The organism is Bifidobacterium sp. ESL0820 (genome assembly GCF_052606235.1).
Genome location: NZ_CP199594.1, coordinates 1,700,219 through 1,720,170, shown reverse-complemented (window position 1 = coordinate 1,720,170; position 19,952 = coordinate 1,700,219). Strand labels below are relative to the sequence as shown.

Here is a 19,952-nt window from a genome sequence, read left to right as displayed (position 1 = left end):
TGTGCACATCCGTATTCGAGGGAGCTCAGGAAATCCACAAAGACAAAGATATCCAGCTGATCGGCACCAATGCCTATTCTGATTCATAGCGACAGACCAGTCTGCTCAAGTTCCTTCGCTCTCTTGGTGTCTATATCCTAATAGACTGCTCCTCCGACCTGGAGTGTGCGGCCTCGGTCAAGTTACCCATAGTGCTGGTGGATCATGTCGAGCTCAGCAGCACAACCGAAACTGCCGCGTCCTGGAGGACACCTCGTTGTAGGGCAAATGTCGACCAGATATTTGCGGGGAGCCGGCTGCCAACACACTGCCTTCGCTTCTCTCCCACTCCTTCGGAAACCAGTCCATATGTGACCGCTGCATAGTATTCTGCAGACAGCGTGAGATCAGCCAACTTCCACCAGCAACGACGCTCTCCGTGCGGGAATTGTCAATCCCGTTCAGGAGTCGCGTACCCGACGACATCAAAGCCGACAGCACCGAAGACGCACGCGCGGACGGCTATCCCCAGATCCCCTTATCAGTCATCACTGCGCCCGATGTCGATATGGAGCGCGATGCTGCCACTCTTTTGATGGGCGAGCTCAGCAACTCACGGCATGTGCACGGCTCCGTGTTGATTGAGCCGACCCTGGTAGAGCGGGATTCAAGCAGGTCAGCGTACTCGCACTGAGAAAACAATCAGCATGCTATAACCATGCTCCATCATGACCAACCGGCAATACCTGCTCTTACGGTAATGCCATTCACGTCTTCTTTTACAAAGACATCTCGGCTGAGGCATTGCTGGCCACATATCGCTGGTACTTGCTCCGGGGCTTATCGGGAAGCGTCATGGAGAGCGCGTCTTCTTCGAGCAGCGGCTCGATGTACCGCCTGCGAACATAGTACTTGCCCAGCCCAAGCGCATGCGCGATATCCTCGAGCGAACGGGGTTCCTTACAAAAACCGAGAATCCTGTCGCGTATTCCCTTGCCCGTCTTTGCTGCTCCCGAGGCATCGGAACCACCAAGTGCATGGGCCTGGACGCGTTTCGCCGAATCAGATACTGCGGCCCCAGTCCAATGAACGGTTGCTTCCGCCGCACCAGCACGTTCCGGCACAGAGTAGAAGCGCACAGTGAAGGAAGCCTGCCGATCCTGAAACTCTACAGGCTTATATCCACACTGTTTGGCCTCCTCACGGATAGCCGGAATCCCTGAGTGCCGATTCTCCGCAATCCCCTCAATCTCCAGCAGACTGACCAGAGTAGGGTTCCTGGTCTGACTGTTGGCAAAGCCCAAGTCGTTGATGCTCTGACCGCCATATACACCACCAGGATTCCAGCATTCAAGACGATCGGCAAAGAGCGTCAATCTGACCGGCGTTCCGTTGCAGTATGGGCCATAGTCACGATGCATCAATGCGTTGGTCAGGATTTCCCTGACTGCGGTTTCGGGATACTCAGGAATATCAGTGCGCACCCCATCCCTGATCACCGTCCTGGTTCTGCTGTTGCGCCGCACAAAGGCCATGGCATCCTCAAGCATGCGGTCAATGGTCCCTTCAAAGCGCTGATTGTCAAGGAACCGCTCTCCCCCAAGACCAGTTCCGGCCTTGGTTCCCGGCACAACCACGGCGGTAATGCAGAGGTTCGGATACACCTGCTGCGGGTATTCGCCAAGGGTCATCAAACCTGCAAGAGTAGGAGATCCACGACGGCAGACACCCGATAGCTCCAGGATCTCGTCCTCATTCCTTCTGGCTAGGAGCGGGCGTTCCCGCTGTGCTCGACTAATGAAATCATGACGTTTTCCTGGGTTCAACATATCGGAATCGGCCTGAGGGTCTACCGATACATCGTCGCGCCGACCGTCCTTGAAAGTCTCGATCTCATACAGCTGCGTAGGCGTCATGCGGGCATCGGCATCCCCGATCCGGGTGTAGCTGCCTGCGCTGATGCCTGCTGTCTTACGGTAGACAGGCCTCTCGCCCATAGGTTTGCCATTGATATAAGCTGAAACCACTGTCTTGCCGTCAATCAGGCTTTCGCTATAGACTGGTCTGACCTCGGGATACATCTCTTTGCCCTGTGCTGTTACCGCCTTTTCCAGCTCCTGCGCGTCGTGGACGCCAACAACCTCGAATCCAAGGCTTTCATCCAGCCCGAATACGATGATGCCGCCCTCGTTTTGGTTGGAAAACGACGACAGCGAGTCATACACCTTCGGAGTCCCCTGGCTTGCGGCTTTGACTTCTATCGATTGGCCTTCGCAACCCTTGCGCTGAATCGAACGCACAACCTCCTCCAGAGACAGATCGCTCTGTTCAACGTCATCTGATTTTTGCATGCAGACCCCTACAAATTGATAATCTCTGTTATCTTTATCATACAGATTTACTAAAGAATGGCAAACTTTAGTAATTGATTACTAAAATAATCACTAAAAATTGATATTTTTATAATTATCAACCCATGATTAACACTATTTCCAGATCTTTATCACTGTGCAATTTTTAGTCGGACACCGAGTTGGCCGTGGCCGATATTCACCCCGCCTCATTCACTGCACCGGCAAAGATACAGTGACTACTGCGCCATCGCCATCGGTTGCATTCCCCAGGGTCAGGCGGCCTCCTGCACTCTCGACAGTTGACCGGGCGGCAGCCAGGCCGATGCCATGGTGACCGCCGGAGCCGTGCCGACTGCTGTCAGCCTGATAGAGCCATTCCGTGGCGTGGGCCAGAGCCCGGCTGCTGAATCCTGGACCCTGGTCATGCACGGTCACGACCAAGGCTCGCCCGCCCTCCTGGCCATACTCCAGCTTCCATGTCAGCGTCACCAGACCATGGTCCGGCGAGTAGTCAGCCGCGTTGGCCACGATGTTCATGATCGCCCTAGCAAGGTCAACAGCATTACCGGAAACCTGGCCAGTCTCTGAATCCAGACGGTCATCTCTCTCAAGCCGCAGACCCCGGGCATTCAGGTAGCCTTGGGCCTGGTTGTCGACCATATCCCTCAAGGCAACCGTCGTGACCCCGGATCGCCCCGAAGCGGTACCCACAGAACCCTGACTGATGGCCTGGGCATAGTCGGCCATCTCACGGATAGCATCCTCGATGGAGTCCAAGTAGGACTGCTGCTCCTGGCTGAGTTCGGTCTCACCCAGCAGGTCGGCGTTGCCTCGCATGATGGTCAGCGGCGTCTTCAGGTCGTGAGCCAGGGCCGCCACCTGCCGACGCTGGGACTCCTGGGCCGTCCAGGTCTTCTCCAGCGATTCCCTCAACGTGACGCGCATCCTGTCGAAGGACCCCAGCACACGGTTGATCTCCAGGACATTGCTGCGGGGCAGTGAGGCGTCCAGGTCCTGCCGCCCTATATCGTCAGCCACCTGGTTGAAGACCTTGAGCTTGGACGATATGACATGGGCCGCCCGCAGCCCGACCGACAGGAGGGTGAGCAGCAAGGCGATCCCGTAAGACGCGAGCAGCAGGTTCTGGGGATTGGGATAGCGGTCCCGGGCCTGCCTCGATGCCCACTGCGGCTGAACCCGATAGGCCAGGACGCATGGCCGCCCATCGGCTGCGGCATAGACGGCGTAGGTCGCATCCGGCTTTGCGCGAGTAGCTAGGGGCCTTCCTGTCTTCTTTATCTGCTCTTCCGATGACTTAGATGCCCTGTGCTTCCAAAGGTCGGCGGCCAACTGATCGGCCTCACTGGCCATGCCGCCCTTCATATCTCCCCCAGTGGGACGCCCCTGATGGTCATAGGTCCGATACCAATAAGCGGCGGGAATCACGGATTCGTCAACAGTAGTCGAACGGCTGATAGATTGCCCCACCTTCTCCAGATGCTGCTCGCCATAGTTGGCCCAGAAGAAGTCGCCCCTGGCCCCCAGGTTTATCCAGACCATATATATGCCGGCGAACAGCAGAGCCAGAATCAGCAGCACGTAGAGAAAGTATCTGATGATCAGCAGAACGATGGGCATTCCCTTGCGGCTTGGCCGGCCCTTGCCGTTGACGCTCTGCTCCATCGGCGATTCGGGCACGCTGTCAGTCAGGCCACCCATTGGTACCCCACCGACCAGATGGTCCTGATGGGGTCCACCCCCAGGGCTTTGAGCTTGCGCCGGGCATTGCTCAGATGCACTCTGACCGCAGCCGTGGCATCGCTGTCCGTATCATTGGCGGCCGGGTCATCCTCTGCTGCCAGGCAGGCCTCCCATATCTGCATGGGCGCGTAGGCCCGACCGGGATGTTCTGCCAGCAGGGCGCATATGCGGTATTCCGCATCCGTCAGATTGGCGTTGCGCCCGTCCACTCTGATCTGCCGCGCCTGAAGGTCCATGTCCAAGGATCCGAAATGCAGGAGGGGACGCCCGCGCCGACTGCCCTGGGAAAGCCGCGCCTTGACCTTGGCTCGAAGTTCGGCAATGCCGAAAGGCTTGCGTATATAGTCGTCGGCACCCAGGCCATAGGCCAGGACCGCGCTATCCTCGTCGGTCTTGGCCGTCAGGAAGATGATCGGGCAGGATACCCGTTCCCTGATGGAAGTCAAAAGGGCAAAGCCGTCCATGTGAGGCATCATGACATCGCAAAGGATCAGGTCGACCGAGGACAGGTCCATGCTTACGACCTTCCGCGACTCGTTGACCACGGTCACGGCATAGCCGTCCTTGGACAGGGCCGCCATCAGCAGTGTGGTGATCCTTGGATCGTCGTCCACCACCAGGATGGAGGCCCGATGCCGATTGCTCCCGGGGGAACCTTCGGCGTACACGTCAGCCACGATTGGCTCCTTTTCTGCGCTTGCAGACTCAGCCCACCCGCTTTCGAGAATGAACGCCTTGTGGACCAGGTGTCTTGCAAGCCTGATTCCTAGAACAGATTCCTTACGGACCGGATGCCCTGTAATCCAGTCTAATCGCTGACCTTTCGCCGATCCTCGAACCTGCCGATCCAGAGCAGGAGGGCCAGGCCCAGGGTCAGGGTGAGGACCAGACAGGGAACCAGATTGTCCACAGCCGTCATGCCGATTGAAGTACGCAGACCTTTCCCTTCCGGCATGGTCAAGGCCAGAGCCTGTTCGATTCCCAGAGAGCCAAACCTGGTAGGCCAGGTAAAGGGTATCCACTGGCTAATCCCGGGAGTGCTGGCGGCGCCGGACAGGGTACGGCTGTACAGGCCGTTGAAGAGGCCGCCAAGGGAACTGATGGATATCCCCGTGCCGAGGACCCCAATGGCGATGGTCGTGTTTCTGCCGAAGCGCAGGGCCAGGACGATGGAGAAAAGGTAGAGGCAGAGGGAACCACCTGCCATGCCCACGGTGGCGAGCGCGACGGCCGAGATTGGTGCACCCAGTCCGCCAGCCAGAACCATGGGCAGGCAGAAGGCCAGAGCCGCCAGGGCCAGTGCCAGCAGACCCAGAAGCCAGAGCACCAGGACCTTGGCCGCCAGGCCCAGACGGCGGCTGGGAATCCCCAAAAGGTTGGCCATGTCGCCGGCCTCCCGCTCGGTTTCGATGTTTATGGCAACGACGATGGCGGCCATCAGGGGCATGAAGGCGCCCAGGACCTGGAAGAATGCATCGGTCTCCAACCCGGGATCATAGGGGGCTGCGGCGAAGTAGGCACCGAAGACGAGTCCGGCCGCCAACCCGCAGACGACATGGATGGCGATAAGCACAGATCCGTGCAATCTCACGACTTCCGAGGCCACGACCCGGCCGGCTGTCATCCCTGTCATGTCAGTTGGTCTCCTTCCGCGAGAACCAGATGCCCGTCAGGACGGACAGGAGCAGGAACCAGACCAGGCAGGACACCAAGGCCGTCAGACTCTGCCCGCCGAAGACAGACAGCGCAGCCTTGATCGGACTGTTGTCCTCGGTCTCCAAAGGCACGCCATCAGGCATGACCTTCATGAAGGGCACCGGCAGGTTGATCATGGCGGCGGGCGGCAGGAAGGGCCATAGCCGTTGGCTTCCCCAGAAGGTAATCGAGACCAGCAGGTCCACCATGTAAGGCAGGCCGAATCCGATCAGAACGCCGGACCGGGCGGTCAGTGCCAGTCCCGCCGGTATCATCCAGGAGCAGGCCAGGACCAGCATCAGGGCGCTGACTACAAAATCGACCAGGGAGGGGCCCTGAACCCCGGAAACGGCGACTATGAGTGCCGAAAGGCCCAGAGCCAGCAGGGTGGCGAGGCCGACTAGAAGCAGGCAGTAGACGATCTTGGCCCACCAGACCATAACGGGCGCGGCAGGCAGGGACAGGGTCGTTCTCCACCGCTGCTTTCCGTCGATGTTGGCCACGGCGACGCTTATCAGGGCGGTCATGGCCGGAAGGAGCAGGACATACCAGTAGTTGACCCAGGAGGGCAACCAGGCGTGCAGTCCGAATGCGAAGCAAGCCACGATGACAATGAGCACCAGGGGGAAAGCCAGGGCCATCCGTCTGGGTGCTGCCGACCGGCCCTTCATGATCTCCGCTGCCAGGATCCTGCCAAAGGGGATGCCGTTGCCTCTGGTTCTGACTCTTTCAGCCGTATCCTGCTGGACGAATTGGTTGGCATTCCTGCTGCTCATCGTGACCTCCTGAGCACGTCCATGAACAGCCCCTCCAGGTCCTCCCCGGCGTGCAGTTCATTCTCGTAGGCCAGGCGACCGTCGGCGATGATGCCGATATGATCCGCCAGGATCGACACCTCGGAGAGGATATGGCTGGAGACGATCACGCTCATTCCCTGCTGCGGGAAGCTGCGGATCATCCCCCTCAGCTCCTCGATGCCCAGCGGATCCAGCCCGTTGGTGGGCTCGTCCAGGATCAGCAGACGAGGCTTGGTCAGAATGGCGTTCGCTATCCCCAGGCGCTGCTTCATGCCCATGGAAAACTGTCCAGCCTTCTTGGAACCCGTATCGCTCAGTCCGGCAATGGAGAGTGCCTGGTCGATCCGCTCATCAGGCAGGCCAAACAGGGTTGTACGCACCTTGAGGTTCTGACGGGCCGTCAGGTTGGGGTAGACGGGCGGCTGCTCGATCAGGGCGCCGATGTCGCAGAGATCCCGGCGCGACCAAGGGTGCCCGTCCAGAATCATGGATCCGCCACTGGGGTGCAGCATGCCTGTGACCATCTTCAGGGTAGTGGATTTGCCGGCCCCGTTTGGCCCCAGGAGCCCGTAGACTCCACCCTCGGGGACATGCAGGGACACCTGGTCGACGGCCCGCTGTCCGTGGCCGAAGACCTTGGTCAGCCCCTCGGTCCGCAATATGTAACGCATGGTCAGCTCCTATTCATTTCCGTGTGGCAGGAGCCAGACTAAAGAGGGAAAATAAAGAAAGATAAAGGAGCCGGAACGGATTCTCACACCGCCATAATTTCTTGCTAGACGAACACCTGAGACAGGAGGGAGGGGTGCATGCACGCGCATAGCCCCTCCTGCCTTCCACATCCGCTCCTAGGACAGCCGACCGCCGCCGGCTTGAATCACAACCTCAGGTAGACCCCTGACCGTATTCTGCGCAGAGCCGCTACAGAGGCCACCAGACCGATGGCCACCTCCACCAGCCCCCTGACGGCCTCGGCAAGAAGAACCGCCGTCCAGGATAGGCCATAACCTCCCACGGCCTGAACCGTGGCCCCTAAGGGGAGGATGGTTGCGAACCGACGAAGCGGGGCCGGGTAGGTTTCAGCAGGCACAACCACGCCCACAGCCACCGGGAGGAGGACAGTGACCGCATTCAGTGGAGCGAAGGAATCCGCAGTCAGCAGTCCGAGGCCACCCACAAGGATCCCCAAAGCCAAACCTGCAAAGATGGCGGTAGGCAGGAGGCTCAGGGCTCGGAGAAAATCGAACGAGCCGTGCCCGACATCCAGGACCAGGGTTCCGGCCAGGGTCACCAGCCCTGTAATCGATGCAGCCACCACGCCCGGAAGACCCAGACCAATCCAGTAGGCCAGGTCCATCGGACGACGTGCCAGGACCTCTGGGATGATTTCCTCCTCCCTGTCCATGGTCATACCGCTGGCCATGACGGTCGCCACCTGGCAGGCCGCAGTCACCAGGCCACCGGCATATCCGATGCGAGCCAGGGCGGGGGAATTCAGGCACCCCCCGAGCATAAGCTGGCAGGCCACGTCCAGGATGGGGACAACGGCCAGAGATACCAGGAGAGCCAGGGGACGGCCAGCAGACATGGAAGAGCGCCAGCTGACATTGGCTACGGTGAGCATCCTATGAATCCAACTCACGGTCAGATCACCTCGATTGTGCCGTCACGCCTGGCTTTGGTCTCGGAAATGCCGGCAAGGCGAGCGGCCAGGCTAATCCACAGGAGGAGGGCCACCAGCCAGCAGGCCAGGTCCCACCAAAGGACGGGAGCCTCCGGACCGAAGGCAATGCCACCTGCCTTCATAATGGACAGGGCAGGCCGGGTGGGGATCAGATTCTTCAACCCCTCCCCCAGGTCAATCGCTCCTGCCTGACCCTCGAAAACCCCTGACAGGGCCATACAGGGGACAAGGACCAGGCCTTCATAGGCCGTGGCATAGGGGGTCATCACGAAGAGACAGGCCACTACCAGAGCCATGACCAGGGCCCCCAGCCAAATCAGGGGCACCCCCAGGACCAGGACCGGCCAATGCTCCCCCAGCTCGGTGGGTAGGAGGGCACCCGGTCCTGGAATCAGCCAGGCCACACCGGCTAGGGGAAAAGCCAGCAGGCCAAAGGTGGCGGTTGAAGAGATCAGGGCCAGGATGGCAGGCCGGGGGCCGGACCTGCTGACCATGAGATGAGCCAGGGTCCCCTTGCGCCGTTCGAAACCGATCAGACCTGCGGCGGAGGTGCAGGAGGTCCACAGGCCTATGACGGCTGAACGCAGAAACCCCTGATAGGGGTCGGATCCCCAGGCCCTGACTCCCAACCGTTGGACCAGACAGGTTGAGAGGGTGGCTACCAGGAGGATCTCAATAAAGTAGGTGGTTCTGGTGTATTCGCGCAGTTGGAAGGCGGCCTCTCTGAGCATCCTCATCATAGATTCGCCTCCGCGCCTGGACGGGCGGCCAGGGCCAGCAAAGCGTCCTCCAGACCTGCAGGCCTGACCAGGAGATCTGCCGGACAGTCGAGTGATCGGTCCGCGAAGAACCGGGCCATTCCTCGTCTCAGACGGATCGGCTCTGCACCCGCAGGTCCTAGCTCTTTCTCCGAGGCTCGCTTCCAGAGGATGGAGATCATCCAGTCGGGACCTGATGGCCGTGTGAGAACCACACCGCGCCGACCAACCCAGTCAATCAGAATACCGGGGTCGGCCAACTGGTCCGGCCTCAGGGTGAAGGAAACCACCCAGCTCACATCAGCGAACCGCCGGACGACCTCCAGGGACCCATCGACCAGGATCCTGCCCGAATCGATGACGGCTATACGGTCGGCCAGTTCCTCCACCTCCTCCATACCATGGCTGGTCAGGAGGATGCCCATCCCCGAATCCGCCACTGAACGGATCAGGCTGCGGATGCGCAGGGCTGCGCTCGGGTCCAGGCCATCAGTTGGTTCGTCCAAGAGGAGGAGTCTGGGGGAACCCATGAGCCCCCTTGCTATGTGGAGACGCTGGGTCTGGCCTCGCGAGAGCTTATATACTGCATGACGCTCCTTACCGTTTAGCCCCACGCTGTCCAGGACACGGCCGATTTCGCTGTCCCTCAGCCGGTAGGGCACATCGGCCAAGTCGGCGAAGAAGCGCATATTGGCCATCACTGTGGCCCTGGGGTAGAAACCCCTGTCCCCACCGAGTACCAGCCCCAATCTCTTCCGGGCCTTGCTCGGATCGGCCAGGGCATCCACCCCGTCCACGCTCACCTCGCCATGAGTAGGGGTTAGCAGTGTGGAAGCGATTTTGACCAGGGTGGTCTTACCGGCCCCGTTCAGACCTACCAAGGCCTGTATCTTTCCCCTGTCCACCTTCAGGCTAATGTCTGATAAAACTGTTTGGGGTCCCTCCCTCCGCCTACTTCGCCTTCCGGCGAAGGACCGCCAGACGTGTGAGAGGGCCAGGGCCGGACTGTCATCGCCTCCGGCCTGCGGATACCCGCAGCTTTCACGTCTACTTATGTTGGAATGCTTGATGAAATCAATCAAAATTAAATGCCGTTTCCGTGCTCTGTGTCTACAAATCCATGCGCACCCAGACCGTGAACGAAATCAGGATCGAACCAATGCGGTCCGGAGTACCACGAGAGACGCCTCATAGGGGCGCCAGACCGGGCATAACGGAGTCGCCGCCCCTATGGGCGGCTTGAACCAGCGGGCCTACAGAGCCTAAAGGGCTTCAGAGGACCCTGCCCGGGATCAGCTTCTCGCAAAGGAAGCCGGCAGTCATATGACTTCACCATCCACTGATAACAAAAATCGCAGGGGCCAGGACTACAAAGGCCCATCCCCATGCATGTATGCGGGCCCCCGCAGGGACCCGCTTGCCACTATACACCGGGCCGGGGTACGGTTCCCCGGCCGATGATGACAATCGTAGAGAACCGCTTTTACGCATCACGTCCAGTGTGAACCCGTCTGAAAAACCTTGATATACGCCGCACCTAAGTGGTTGGGAACCGTGTACGGAGCGGCAGAGAAGACTGGGTTCATTAGGCTACCCATGCCCTTGATCACAAAGACGCTGGGGTCGGCGTTTGCCTACCGCCTTTGCAGATGCTCCGCTTAACACACGCAACCAAGGAAATCAACTCTTTTCTTCCCGCCGGGCCGATGCTACATCTGGTGTCTGGCTCTGGTGCACCATGCCAATTCGACAGCACGATCAAAGGAACCACATGCACATTCGACCATTCCTTTCCCTCACCCGATTCAAGCGCGCTATCGCAGCCATCCTGGTGCTGGCAAGCGCCCTGTTCTTCTTGGGCGCCTGCGGATCGGCCCCGCAGGCAGGCCAGTCCAGCCAGTCAAAGGCCTCGGCAGGGCAAGGCACTTTCCCCGTCAAGATCGATCATGTTTACGGCACCACCTCGATCCCTTCCAAGCCCAAGCGCATCGCCACCGTCGGATGGGCCACTCCCGACAACCTCATCGCCTTGGGGGTCGTGCCGGTCAGCATCCAGAAGAACGCCTTCGGCAAGACCGTGGATGGAGGGTATCTGACCTGGACCAAGGATGCCCTGGATGAGATGCGTGTGGCCAAGGCGGATATGCCCAAGCTGCATGACGAATCGGACGGCATCGATGTCGAGGCCATCGCCGCGTCCAAGCCCGATCTGATCATCGGCCTGCTCTCCGGCATGACCAAGAAGCAGTATGACACCTTGAGCAAGATTGCGCCGACAATCGCCTATCAGGAGGTTGCCTGGGGCGACCCCTGGCGCAAGGTCATCACGTCCACAGCCAAGGCCATCGGAGAACCCGAAAAGGGCAAGCAGCTGATATCCGACCTGGAGGAGCGCATCTCAAAGGCCGGAGAGACCCAACCGGCCATCAAGGGCAAGACCGCGGCAGTGATGTATTTCGATGCTTCCAAGCTCTCTAAGTTCAGCGTCTACACCACCTCCGACGCCCGGCCTCAGTTCCTGAACGACCTCGGTATGGAGACTCCGGAGTCCATCAAGGAGGACTCCAAGGGCACCAAGAACTTCTACAAGGAGATCTCCTCCGAGCATGCCGACAGGTACAAGGATGTCGACATCATCGTTACCTACGGCACCCCGGACCTGCTTGAAGCGATGCGCAAGGACCCCCTCCTCTCCAAGATTCCCGCAGTTGAGCGCGGATCCGTCGTGGTCATCGACAGTGACGGCGAGATGGCCAATGCCCTTGACCCCTCGGCCCTGTCCATCCAGAAGACGACCGACACCTACGCGCAACTTCTGGGCGAGGCTGCCGCCAAGGTCTGATCAGGCCGCAGGTGAGGGGATGAAAGAGGGAGAGGTGGCGCATATATGCGGTCGGCGGGCAGCCATGAATCGCAAGGGAAACGGACCCATGGTCTTGTCCGGGCTGATTCTGGCGGTCTGCCTGGTCATGGTCTGCGCCCTGTCCCTGGTTTTCGGATCCCGTTCCGTCAGCCCTTCCGACATCCTCGATGCCCTGTCCGCCTCCTCGGATGACATCGCGGTCTCGGCCATCCGCCTGAGAATCCCCCGCACCGTCCTCGGCCTCCTGGTCGGTGCCGGGCTCGGGGTGGCCGGGACCCTGATGCAGGGCATATCTCGCAATCCACTGGCGGACCCGTCGATTCTGGGGTTCAATACGGGGGCGGCCCTGGCGATCGTCTGCTCCATAGCCTTCTTCTCCCTATCGACCCCGGCCCAGTATGTCTGGGTGGGGCTGCTGGGCAGTGCGACGACCGCACTGGTCGTCTGGGCCATAGGCTCCTTGGGCCCATCCGGCCCCTCTCCGCTACGGCTGACCCTGGCCGGCGTCGTAATCAGCTCGGTACTGGGGTCCCTTACCTCCGCCATCCTTCTGCCACGCGTCAATGTCATAAGCTCTTATCGTTTCTGGCAGGTGGGCGGAATCTCCGGCGCCCGGTTCGATCTCATGATGCCGGTCCTGCCTCTTCTCGCTCTTGGCCTGATACTCGCCTTCTGCCTGACGCCCGGGATCAACGCCTTGACCCTGGGTGATCAGATGGCCGAAGGACTGGGTATGCACGTCGGGCGTGTCCGCAGCCTGGCCTGGCTTGCGGCGATACTCCTCTGCGCCTCCTGTACGGCACTGGCGGGTCCGATTGGCTTCGTCGGATTGGTGGTCCCCCATGTGGCACGACTGCTTATAGGACCCGACTACAGGCGAATCATGGCCCTGAGCATCCTCATCGGCCCCCTCCTGGTGGTTGGCGCCGACGTGGTGGGCAGGATAATCACCCGTCCATCCGATGTGGAGGTCGGCATCGTCACGGCACTGATTGGGGCTCCCGTATTCGTGATTCTGGCCGGGCGCAGAAGAACCGCGGAGGTATAGGCATGGATGCTTGCCTCCTTCATGATTCGCATAGACCCGATGCGATGACCGACCTGCAACGGATACGACGGACCCATACCGTTCGTTCACTGGCAGTCACCATCCTGCTTGTGGTGCTCCTGGTTGCTCTCGCGCTGTCCGACCTGGTTCTGGGACACCGCACATACTCCATGAGCGACCTGATTGGAGCGCTTCTGGGGCAGGGAGACGAAGGGACCAGGTTCGTGATTCTCCAACTGCGCATGCCCAGGGCACTGATCGGCTGCGCCGCCGGCATCGCATTCGGCATGGCCGGAATTGGTTTCCAACACCTCCTGCGCAACGTGATGGCCAGCCCGGATATCATCGGCATCACGGCAGGAGCCAACACGGCCGCCATCTTCGGCATTGTCGTATTGGGCCTGTCGGGCATGCCCTTGGCCTGCCTGGCGGTCATGGGCGGTCTCCTGACAGCCCTCCTGGTCATGGCCCTGGCCTGGCGCGGTTCGTTCGACCCGACCCGGCTGATACTGATCGGAATCGGAGTGGCCGCAGGGTTCAATGCTCTGGGTTCCTGGCTCATGGTTCGCAGCAACCAATGGGACATCCAGGCAGCAACCCGGTGGCTGACGGGCAGCCTGGCCGATGCCCAGTGGTCCGATCTACCCATACTGGCAACAACAACCCTGGTCGGCGCCATGCTCCTGCTGGCACTCGACAGGAATGTCAGCACACTGCAGCTGGGACCGGAGATGGCCGCCGGACTGGGAGTCAGGGTAAGCCGTGTCCAGTTCGAGGTGATTATCGTGGGTGTGCTGCTCCTGGCTGTCGCAACGGCGACCACCGGTCCCATCTCCTTTGTTTCGTTCCTCTCCGGCCCCATCGCCGCAGTCCTGGTTGGTCAGGGAACATCGGCCCTTATCCAGTCGGGCCTGGTGGGAGGTTGCCTGGTTCTGGGGTCGGACATCGTCGCTCAACATCTGCCCACAACCCAAGTGCCGGTCGGCATTATCACCAGCATTGTGGGCGGCCCCGTCCTCATCCTGATCATGGTCCTCATGACCCGCAGACAGGAGCTCTGAACATCATGACGTCACCCCCGGCACACGACTCCTGGAGCAGCGCGCATAGGCTGACCGCCTCGCACCTTCGCCTCACCTATGGCGGGCGTACGGTCATCGAGGACCTGAGTCTGGATATACCCCCACACACGATGGGGTCCATCATCGGACCCAACGGGTGCGGAAAATCAACCTTCCTCAAGGCCATGGCCAGGATACTGAAACCGGCCTCGGGGGCCGTCATGCTGGATGGAGAGCCCATCACCAGCATGCCCACCCGCAAGGTTGCAACGATTCTGGGGCTGCTGCCGCAGAACCCGTCAGCCCCCGCAGGCATCACCATCGCTGACCTGGTCGCTCGCGGTCGATACCCCCACCACCACTTCATCGAGCGGTGGACAACCAAGGACGAAAAGGCGGTGGAACGGGCCCTTGCCCTGACCGGACTGACCGATATGGCGGGGTGTCCAATCGACCGCCTGTCCGGAGGCCAGCGCCAGCGCGCCTGGATTGCCCTGACCCTCGCCCAGCAGACCGACATACTCCTTCTTGACGAGCCGACCACTTATCTCGACATCGCCTACCAGCTTGAGGTGCTTGACCTGCTGAGCACCCTGAACAGGCAGGAGGGCGTCACAGTGGTCATGGTTCTCCACGACCTGAACATGGCCGCCAGATACTCGGATTGGATTCTGGCCATCAAGGATGGCAGGAGGGTCGCTTTGGGCGCTCCCGACGAGGTCATGACCGAGAACCTGGTCACGGAGGTATTCGACATCGCGTCCACCGTGGTGAAGGATGAATCCACCGGCACCCCGCTGATGACACCTGCTCCCCTCCATAGCCTCGGAGCCCACTCTGGCGGGGCTTGTAATGTACACGTACACTGAGATGACTCGGCAGGACGACACCAAACAACCCAATGATGTAAAACCTCTCGTTCCGCTCCCCACATCGCTTACCCCGACGTCCCAAAGCACAAAGCCTTAGACCACAAAGTCTCAAACCGCTACAACCTGAACGACGAGAACCTGAAACAAAGGCCAATCCATAAACCTCAACCGAAAGAGAGCTAGTCATGGAACACCAAGCCAACAATCAGCCTGTCCCTTTGATTCCCTTCCGCGTCTCCGTAGCCAGAGCGGAAACGCTCTCGCCCCACTTCAAGCGGATCGTCTTCCAGGGACCGAATCTGAAGATTTTTGCAGACGCTGGCTACGATGAGCGAATCAAAATCCTCCTGCCCCTCCCCGACGGATCCGTGCCGCCCCCTTCCTTCTTCGAGGCGACCCCTGAGGATCCGCTCGCTTGGTACCAGCAGTGGAGGACCCTGCCCGCAGAAAGCCGCAATCCCCTGCGCACCTATACGGTTCGCAAGGTCAGGCCCGAGAGCGAGCAAATAGATGTGGACTTCGTCATCCACGACCATGCCGGACCGGCTGGAGCCTTTGCAGAGGCTGCGAAACCTGGCGACCAGGCCATCATCATCGGCCCCAATGCACAGGCCGGAGGACCGGTCGCGGGGATGGACTTCCATCCAGGGCAATCCAGACATCTCCTCCTAGTGGGCGACGAGACGGCGGTACCAGCCATCGCCGCCATAATGGACAGTCTGATCCGCGACCACTGGCAGGGCGACGGGGTGGCAGTGATCGAAGTCCCGACCGAAGAGGATCGTCTTCCGCTGCCCGAGCATGAAGGAATCCGCATAATTTGGACGACCTGCGACGAATCCGGGCATGGGCACGCCCTGACTGAAGCCATGCGCAGCCTGCTGGAGGACCTGCCGATCCATTCACCTACGGCCGCAGCCGCTGAAGCCCCCAAGGAATTCACAGAGGTCGATATCGATAAGGAGCTGCTCTGGGAGACTGCCGATGCCGCCCAGGCGGATGCCTCCATTCATGCCGACGACCTGTACGCCTGGATCGCCGGGGAGGCAGCCACCGTCCGCGAACTGAGGCGCATGCTGGTCAGAGACCGGGGAATGGACCGGCGCAGCATCTCTTTCATGGGCTATTGGCGTCAGGGTCGCAGCGAGATGTCCTGACAAGTGGATTCCAGACCCAGTCGGCTATCTGCCATCGGCAACTATCGTGCATACGGGATGCTAACGAGAAGAACGAATTCTGCATGAATGCAGAGCCTTCTGGAAGGGATCGGCGCAGCTCATCAGCTTCCAAGACCGCAGGCGGACATAGCAGGTGGTAAAACGCCATAAGGAAGAACCTTATTGCCTACCGGTTTCTCCTTCCTCTCCCCACGAGCCTTCCTCTATGGTCATATTGGGCCGGACTTTCTGTTTGTCTATCAATGTCACCAGAAGATAGGAAATCAGTCCGGTTCCCATACCAATCATGATGGGCCAGTTACCTCCTAAGGCGAAGTCCGGTTGTCTACTGACCGCTCCGAAAATCATGGCACCACTGACCGCGATTGCGCTCAATGCCAAGGATACGAATCCTGCCTTGGGAGAGATTTTTTTCAACAAGAAAGAGAAAAGCACGGGCACAAATACACACCCAGACAGGAATGCATAGGCCAGGTCAAGAGCCTTGAAGATGTCACCAATCACCAATGACAGAAGAATGGTCACCATGCCGACGAGCAGCACGATTGCCCTATTAATCCAAGCGTCCTTGGCGCTCTCAGCATCTTCTTTTGAACCCGGCGTGACGTTGGCTACGCTTCGTTGCTTACGAATGAATCTGACAAATACATCGTTATAAAGCACTGTGGAACATGCCAAAATCGTGCCGGAGGCCACCGACATGGAAGCAGCGAGGGCAGCTGCGAGAAGGAGACCAACTAAACCTTGCGGCAGGAATACCGATATTCCAGCTTCAAATGCCATGGAGGGATCGTCCAGTTTGATTCCTAAAGCATATACCGATAAACCGAGCATTATCGAAAGGAGTGAATACAGGATTGCGTAAACCCCGGCAGATATAGTCCCCCGACGTGCAATCTTCGGGCTCCTCGCCGTAAACACGCGCTGCCATATGTCCTGCCCGATCACCAGTCCTGGCACATACAAAAGGACCCAGTATAGAGTACCGGAGAAACCATAGGCACCGAGGTTCCAGTGACTCTGGGGAATTTTTGCAAAAAATCCTGAAATACCGCCAATTCTGGGATTGCTCAGAACAAAAATTGGCACCAGTATCATTATCCCCAATGTCTTGATCACAAATTGAGCTATATCCGTCATCGTCACTGACCACATACCTCCGAGGAAGGTATAGAAGACGACAACCACCCCTGACAGCAGCATCGCCCATCGGAGACTGATGTTGAATATGCCTGCGGTGATTTCTCCCATGGAAACCACCTGTACAACCGTTAGGGCAATGGTGTATATGACAGTCAGCACAGCGCCAAAAATTCGAGAACCCGTCCCATAGTTGCGTTCAAGAACCTCGTTGATCGACAAGGCACGGAGCTTGCTGATTCTGCTGGATACCAGCATGCCCAGCAATATCAACCCCATGCCCAGGGATCCCCCAACCCAGATGCCGGCTATGCCATCACTGTAACCTTTCCCGGTACCGCCGATTGTTACAGCGCCACCCACCGCCATCGCAGCCATGCAGCCGAAGAACAAGGGGAAGCCCAGTCTTCGCCCGGCCACCAAATAGTCATCCCTGCCTTTCGTCCTGTGAACCGACCACAGACCGATACCAATCAAGATGGCAAAGTATAAACCGATAACTACGAAGTCTAGAAGATGCAACTTTTTCATTTCAGAGGGTCTCTTTCCACTTACTACCCCCCTTGGTTCTGTGTGCCAGCAACACCATTGCTTGACGAACAGACACCGCTGTCGAAGGGAAGCGAATTTAAAGCGTCCTGGTTATAACAGCATCAACACCGCAAAACGCTTCCGCGACATTACGAGGAGTCTGGTACCCCTTTGCTGAATTTCAGTTCCATAATCAGCAATCATTGAAACTACAAATGAATCCTCGTTCCAGAGGTGCCTTTCAGTGCCGCATCAGCATTTTCCAAGGAGCCGATGATTGCCGTTTTGCCCTCCCCCGATTCAACGAAACGGATTGCTGCCAGCATCTTCGGCAACATACTGCCCGGAGCGAACTCTCCATCCTCACAGAGTCTGCGCGCCTCATGAACGCTCAGTTCGTCAAGATCCTGCTGCTTTGGCGTTCCGAATCCTATGGACACCCTATCGACGGCTGTCAGAAGGCAGAGCATCTCTGCATGGGCATCCTGAGCTAAAACCGCCGCAGCAAGGTCCTTGTCGATAACCGCAGGGACGCCTCTGGATATTCCTTCATCACGAACCACAGGGATACCGCCTCCGCCGCAGCAAATGACGATAAACTGCGAATCAAGCATATTGAGTATTGATGGTTTTTCCACAATGTGCAAAGGAACCGGGGAAGGAACGATCTGCCGATAACCCCGACCTGAGTCCTCCACAAACGCCAGCGTAGGATCTTCGTCCCGGGTTTCCATCATCTGCTCTTTCGTTAGGAAGGGCCCTACTGGCTTGGACGGCTTCGAAAAAGCTGGATCGGCCGGGTCGACCTCGATTTGAGTAACAACCGAAGCCACCTCCCAGTGCTTTCCTCGCCTGACAATTTCATTTTGGATTGCCTGCTGCAGATGATAACCGATATACCCTTGACTCATGGCTCCGCACTCGGGAAGCGCCATTTTAGGAATATTGTGATCCTTTTCCGAAGCGAGAGAAAAGGCGTTCTGAATCATCCCAACCTGAGGGCCATTGCCATGCGTAACGATGATTTCATGACCGTCAACGATAAGGTTGATAAGCGATTCTGCAGTTTTCCGGACCCGCTTCAGTTGTTCCTGCGGGGTATTGCCGAGTGCATTCCCACCCAAAGCAACTACTACACGTGGATCGTGAGACATTACTTTCCTTTCTGCATTCTGCAGAGAAATATTGAAATTGGATAGGATCCATTGCGCTATGGCGTCGCAATGGATCCTCAACCCATCAGTTGACCAGTTTGAATACTCTGTCCTTCTCCGCTTTGAGATAGTGGACAATGTTTTCGCTGGATATTCTTTCAAGCAACTGGAGCGAAGTTGTGGAGTAGAAGGCAGAATGCGGAGTCAGCAGAACATTCTCCCTCCCCACCAGTGGGTGGTGAGCCAGATCGGGGGTTTCATCGGCAAGCACATCGGCTGCATAACCATAAAGGCGCTTAGAATCCAAAGCCTTTACCAGATCGTCTTCCTTGACGCACAGTCCCCGGGACATGTTGACAAAGATCGGCCGCCGCTTCATGGCTTCGAAGGCGGGACCATCAAAGTAGTATTTCGTCTCCGGAGTCAGCAACATGACATTGACAATCACATCGCTGGAGGCAAGAAGCTCGTTCTTCTCCACCAGCCGTGCCCCATTTGCTGCAGCCGCCTCTACTCCTACATAAGGGTCACAGACAAGTATTTGGCGAACAAGTCCAGTCAATTTGCGGGCAATGCACTTGCCGATTTTGCCGAAGCCGAAGATGCCTACAGTCTGCTCCTGAAGCCTGGGCCTGGCTTCAACCGAAGTGTAATCCCACTTATGGTCGCGGTCTATGTGCGTACCGTATGCCTTGGTTCCTTTATCCAAGGCATAGATAAAGGCTATGGCAGCCTCCGCCACATCAGATGTACAGTATTCGCCCACCGGGCAGACCCCGATGCCCCGCCTGGTCGCAGCTGCAAGGTCAACCCGGTCATATCCAGTTGAGTTCAGTGATATGACTTTGAGATTGGGCGCATGAGCCATTACCTCATCATCCAACTTGATGAATGCCGTCAACAAGGCATCAGCAGTATTGAGCTTTCCTAGGAACTCCTCATGCTTCTCGTCCGAGTAGGGATAGACATCAACGACGGTATCCTGTCCTAGTCCTGCATGAATAATATCCTTCTCAAGCCGATGATCCGGCATCATTGAATCCGGATAGTCGCTAATCAATATTCGCATAAAGTCGC

18 protein-coding genes are annotated in these 19,952 nt (G+C 58.5%); 6 read left to right on the top strand and 12 right to left on the bottom strand.

Annotated elements, in window-relative coordinates:
* Positions 1-418 precede the first annotated feature (418 nt).
* Positions 419-673: a substrate-binding domain-containing protein gene (locus ACUIAH_RS06740; protein WP_445340776.1), complete on the top strand. Its 255-nt coding sequence runs from the start codon at positions 419-421 to the stop codon at positions 671-673.
* An 85-nt stretch (positions 674-758) separates the two neighbouring features.
* Here ACUIAH_RS06740 and ACUIAH_RS06735 read toward each other — a convergent pair whose 3' ends face one another.
* The 9 genes from ACUIAH_RS06735 to ACUIAH_RS06695 form a co-directional block, all read right to left on the bottom strand.
* A complete protein-coding gene (locus ACUIAH_RS06735) occupies positions 759-2,330 on the bottom strand; it encodes an ATP-binding protein (RefSeq protein ID WP_445340775.1) in 1,572 nt (523 codons plus the stop codon).
* A gap of 213 nt (positions 2,331-2,543) precedes the next feature.
* Complete coding sequence (locus ACUIAH_RS06730) at positions 2,544-4,052, bottom strand: HAMP domain-containing sensor histidine kinase (protein ID WP_445340774.1); 1,509 nt, start codon at positions 4,050-4,052, stop codon at positions 2,544-2,546.
* Positions 4,040-4,771, bottom strand: a complete 732-nt coding sequence (locus ACUIAH_RS06725; protein ID WP_445340773.1) for a response regulator transcription factor — start codon at positions 4,769-4,771, stop codon at positions 4,040-4,042. The genes ACUIAH_RS06730 and ACUIAH_RS06725 overlap by 13 nt, the downstream gene beginning before the upstream one ends.
* Before the next feature lie 131 nt (positions 4,772-4,902).
* A complete protein-coding gene (locus tag ACUIAH_RS06720) occupies positions 4,903-5,727 on the bottom strand; it encodes an ABC transporter permease (RefSeq protein WP_445340772.1) in 825 nt (274 codons plus the stop codon).
* 1 nt (position 5,728) lies between these two features.
* Entirely contained in the window at positions 5,729-6,565 is an 837-nt protein-coding gene (locus tag ACUIAH_RS06715) for a hypothetical protein (RefSeq protein ID WP_445340771.1), read from the bottom strand.
* On the bottom strand, positions 6,562-7,257 hold the full coding sequence (locus ACUIAH_RS06710; RefSeq protein ID WP_445340770.1) for a lantibiotic protection ABC transporter ATP-binding protein: 696 nt from the start codon (positions 7,255-7,257) through the stop codon (positions 6,562-6,564). Before ACUIAH_RS06710 ends, ACUIAH_RS06715 begins: the two co-directional genes overlap by 4 nt.
* Positions 7,258-7,463: 206 nt before the next feature.
* A complete protein-coding gene (locus ACUIAH_RS06705; protein WP_445340769.1) occupies positions 7,464-8,228 on the bottom strand; it encodes a hypothetical protein in 765 nt (254 codons plus the stop codon).
* A 2-nt stretch (positions 8,229-8,230) separates the two neighbouring features.
* A complete protein-coding gene (locus ACUIAH_RS06700; protein WP_445340768.1) occupies positions 8,231-9,007 on the bottom strand; it encodes a multidrug ABC transporter permease in 777 nt (258 codons plus the stop codon).
* Positions 9,007-10,026, bottom strand: a complete 1,020-nt coding sequence (locus ACUIAH_RS06695; RefSeq protein ID WP_445341570.1) for an ABC transporter ATP-binding protein — start codon at positions 10,024-10,026, stop codon at positions 9,007-9,009. Before ACUIAH_RS06695 ends, ACUIAH_RS06700 begins: the two co-directional genes overlap by 1 nt.
* A gap of 773 nt (positions 10,027-10,799) precedes the next feature.
* Here ACUIAH_RS06695 and ACUIAH_RS06690 point away from each other — a divergent pair.
* The 5 genes from ACUIAH_RS06690 (at position 10,800) to ACUIAH_RS06670 (ending at position 16,029) form a co-directional block, all read left to right on the top strand.
* Positions 10,800-11,870: an iron-siderophore ABC transporter substrate-binding protein gene (locus ACUIAH_RS06690; protein ID WP_445340767.1), complete on the top strand. Its 1,071-nt coding sequence runs from the start codon at positions 10,800-10,802 to the stop codon at positions 11,868-11,870.
* A gap of 88 nt (positions 11,871-11,958) precedes the next feature.
* A complete protein-coding gene (locus ACUIAH_RS06685; protein ID WP_445340766.1) occupies positions 11,959-12,939 on the top strand; it encodes a FecCD family ABC transporter permease in 981 nt (326 codons plus the stop codon).
* Positions 12,940-12,983: 44 nt separating this feature from the next.
* Positions 12,984-14,000 (top strand): FecCD family ABC transporter permease, encoded by a 1,017-nt coding sequence (locus ACUIAH_RS06680; RefSeq protein ID WP_445340765.1) that lies wholly within the window; start codon positions 12,984-12,986, stop codon positions 13,998-14,000.
* Positions 14,001-14,005: 5 nt separating this feature from the next.
* The gene (locus ACUIAH_RS06675) at positions 14,006-14,869 is read left to right on the top strand and encodes an ABC transporter ATP-binding protein (RefSeq protein WP_445340764.1); all 864 of its coding nucleotides are present in this window, start codon (positions 14,006-14,008) and stop codon (positions 14,867-14,869) included.
* Between the two features lie 188 nt (positions 14,870-15,057).
* A complete protein-coding gene (locus ACUIAH_RS06670) occupies positions 15,058-16,029 on the top strand; it encodes a siderophore-interacting protein (protein WP_445340763.1) in 972 nt (323 codons plus the stop codon).
* Between the two features lie 180 nt (positions 16,030-16,209).
* Here ACUIAH_RS06670 and ACUIAH_RS06665 read toward each other — a convergent pair whose 3' ends face one another.
* From ACUIAH_RS06665 to ACUIAH_RS06655, 3 genes are all read right to left on the bottom strand, one after another.
* Positions 16,210-17,721 carry a sodium:solute symporter family transporter gene (locus ACUIAH_RS06665; RefSeq protein WP_445340762.1) on the bottom strand — a complete coding sequence of 504 codons (1,512 nt, stop codon included), beginning with the start codon at positions 17,719-17,721 and terminating at the stop codon, positions 16,210-16,212.
* 209 nt (positions 17,722-17,930) lie between these two features.
* Positions 17,931-18,875 (bottom strand): carbamate kinase, encoded by a 945-nt coding sequence (gene arcC / locus ACUIAH_RS06660; RefSeq protein WP_445340761.1) that lies wholly within the window; start codon positions 18,873-18,875, stop codon positions 17,931-17,933.
* A gap of 85 nt (positions 18,876-18,960) precedes the next feature.
* On the bottom strand, positions 18,961-19,944 hold the full coding sequence (locus ACUIAH_RS06655; RefSeq protein ID WP_445340760.1) for an NAD(P)-dependent oxidoreductase: 984 nt from the start codon (positions 19,942-19,944) through the stop codon (positions 18,961-18,963).
* Between the last annotated feature and the right edge of the window lie 8 nt (positions 19,945-19,952).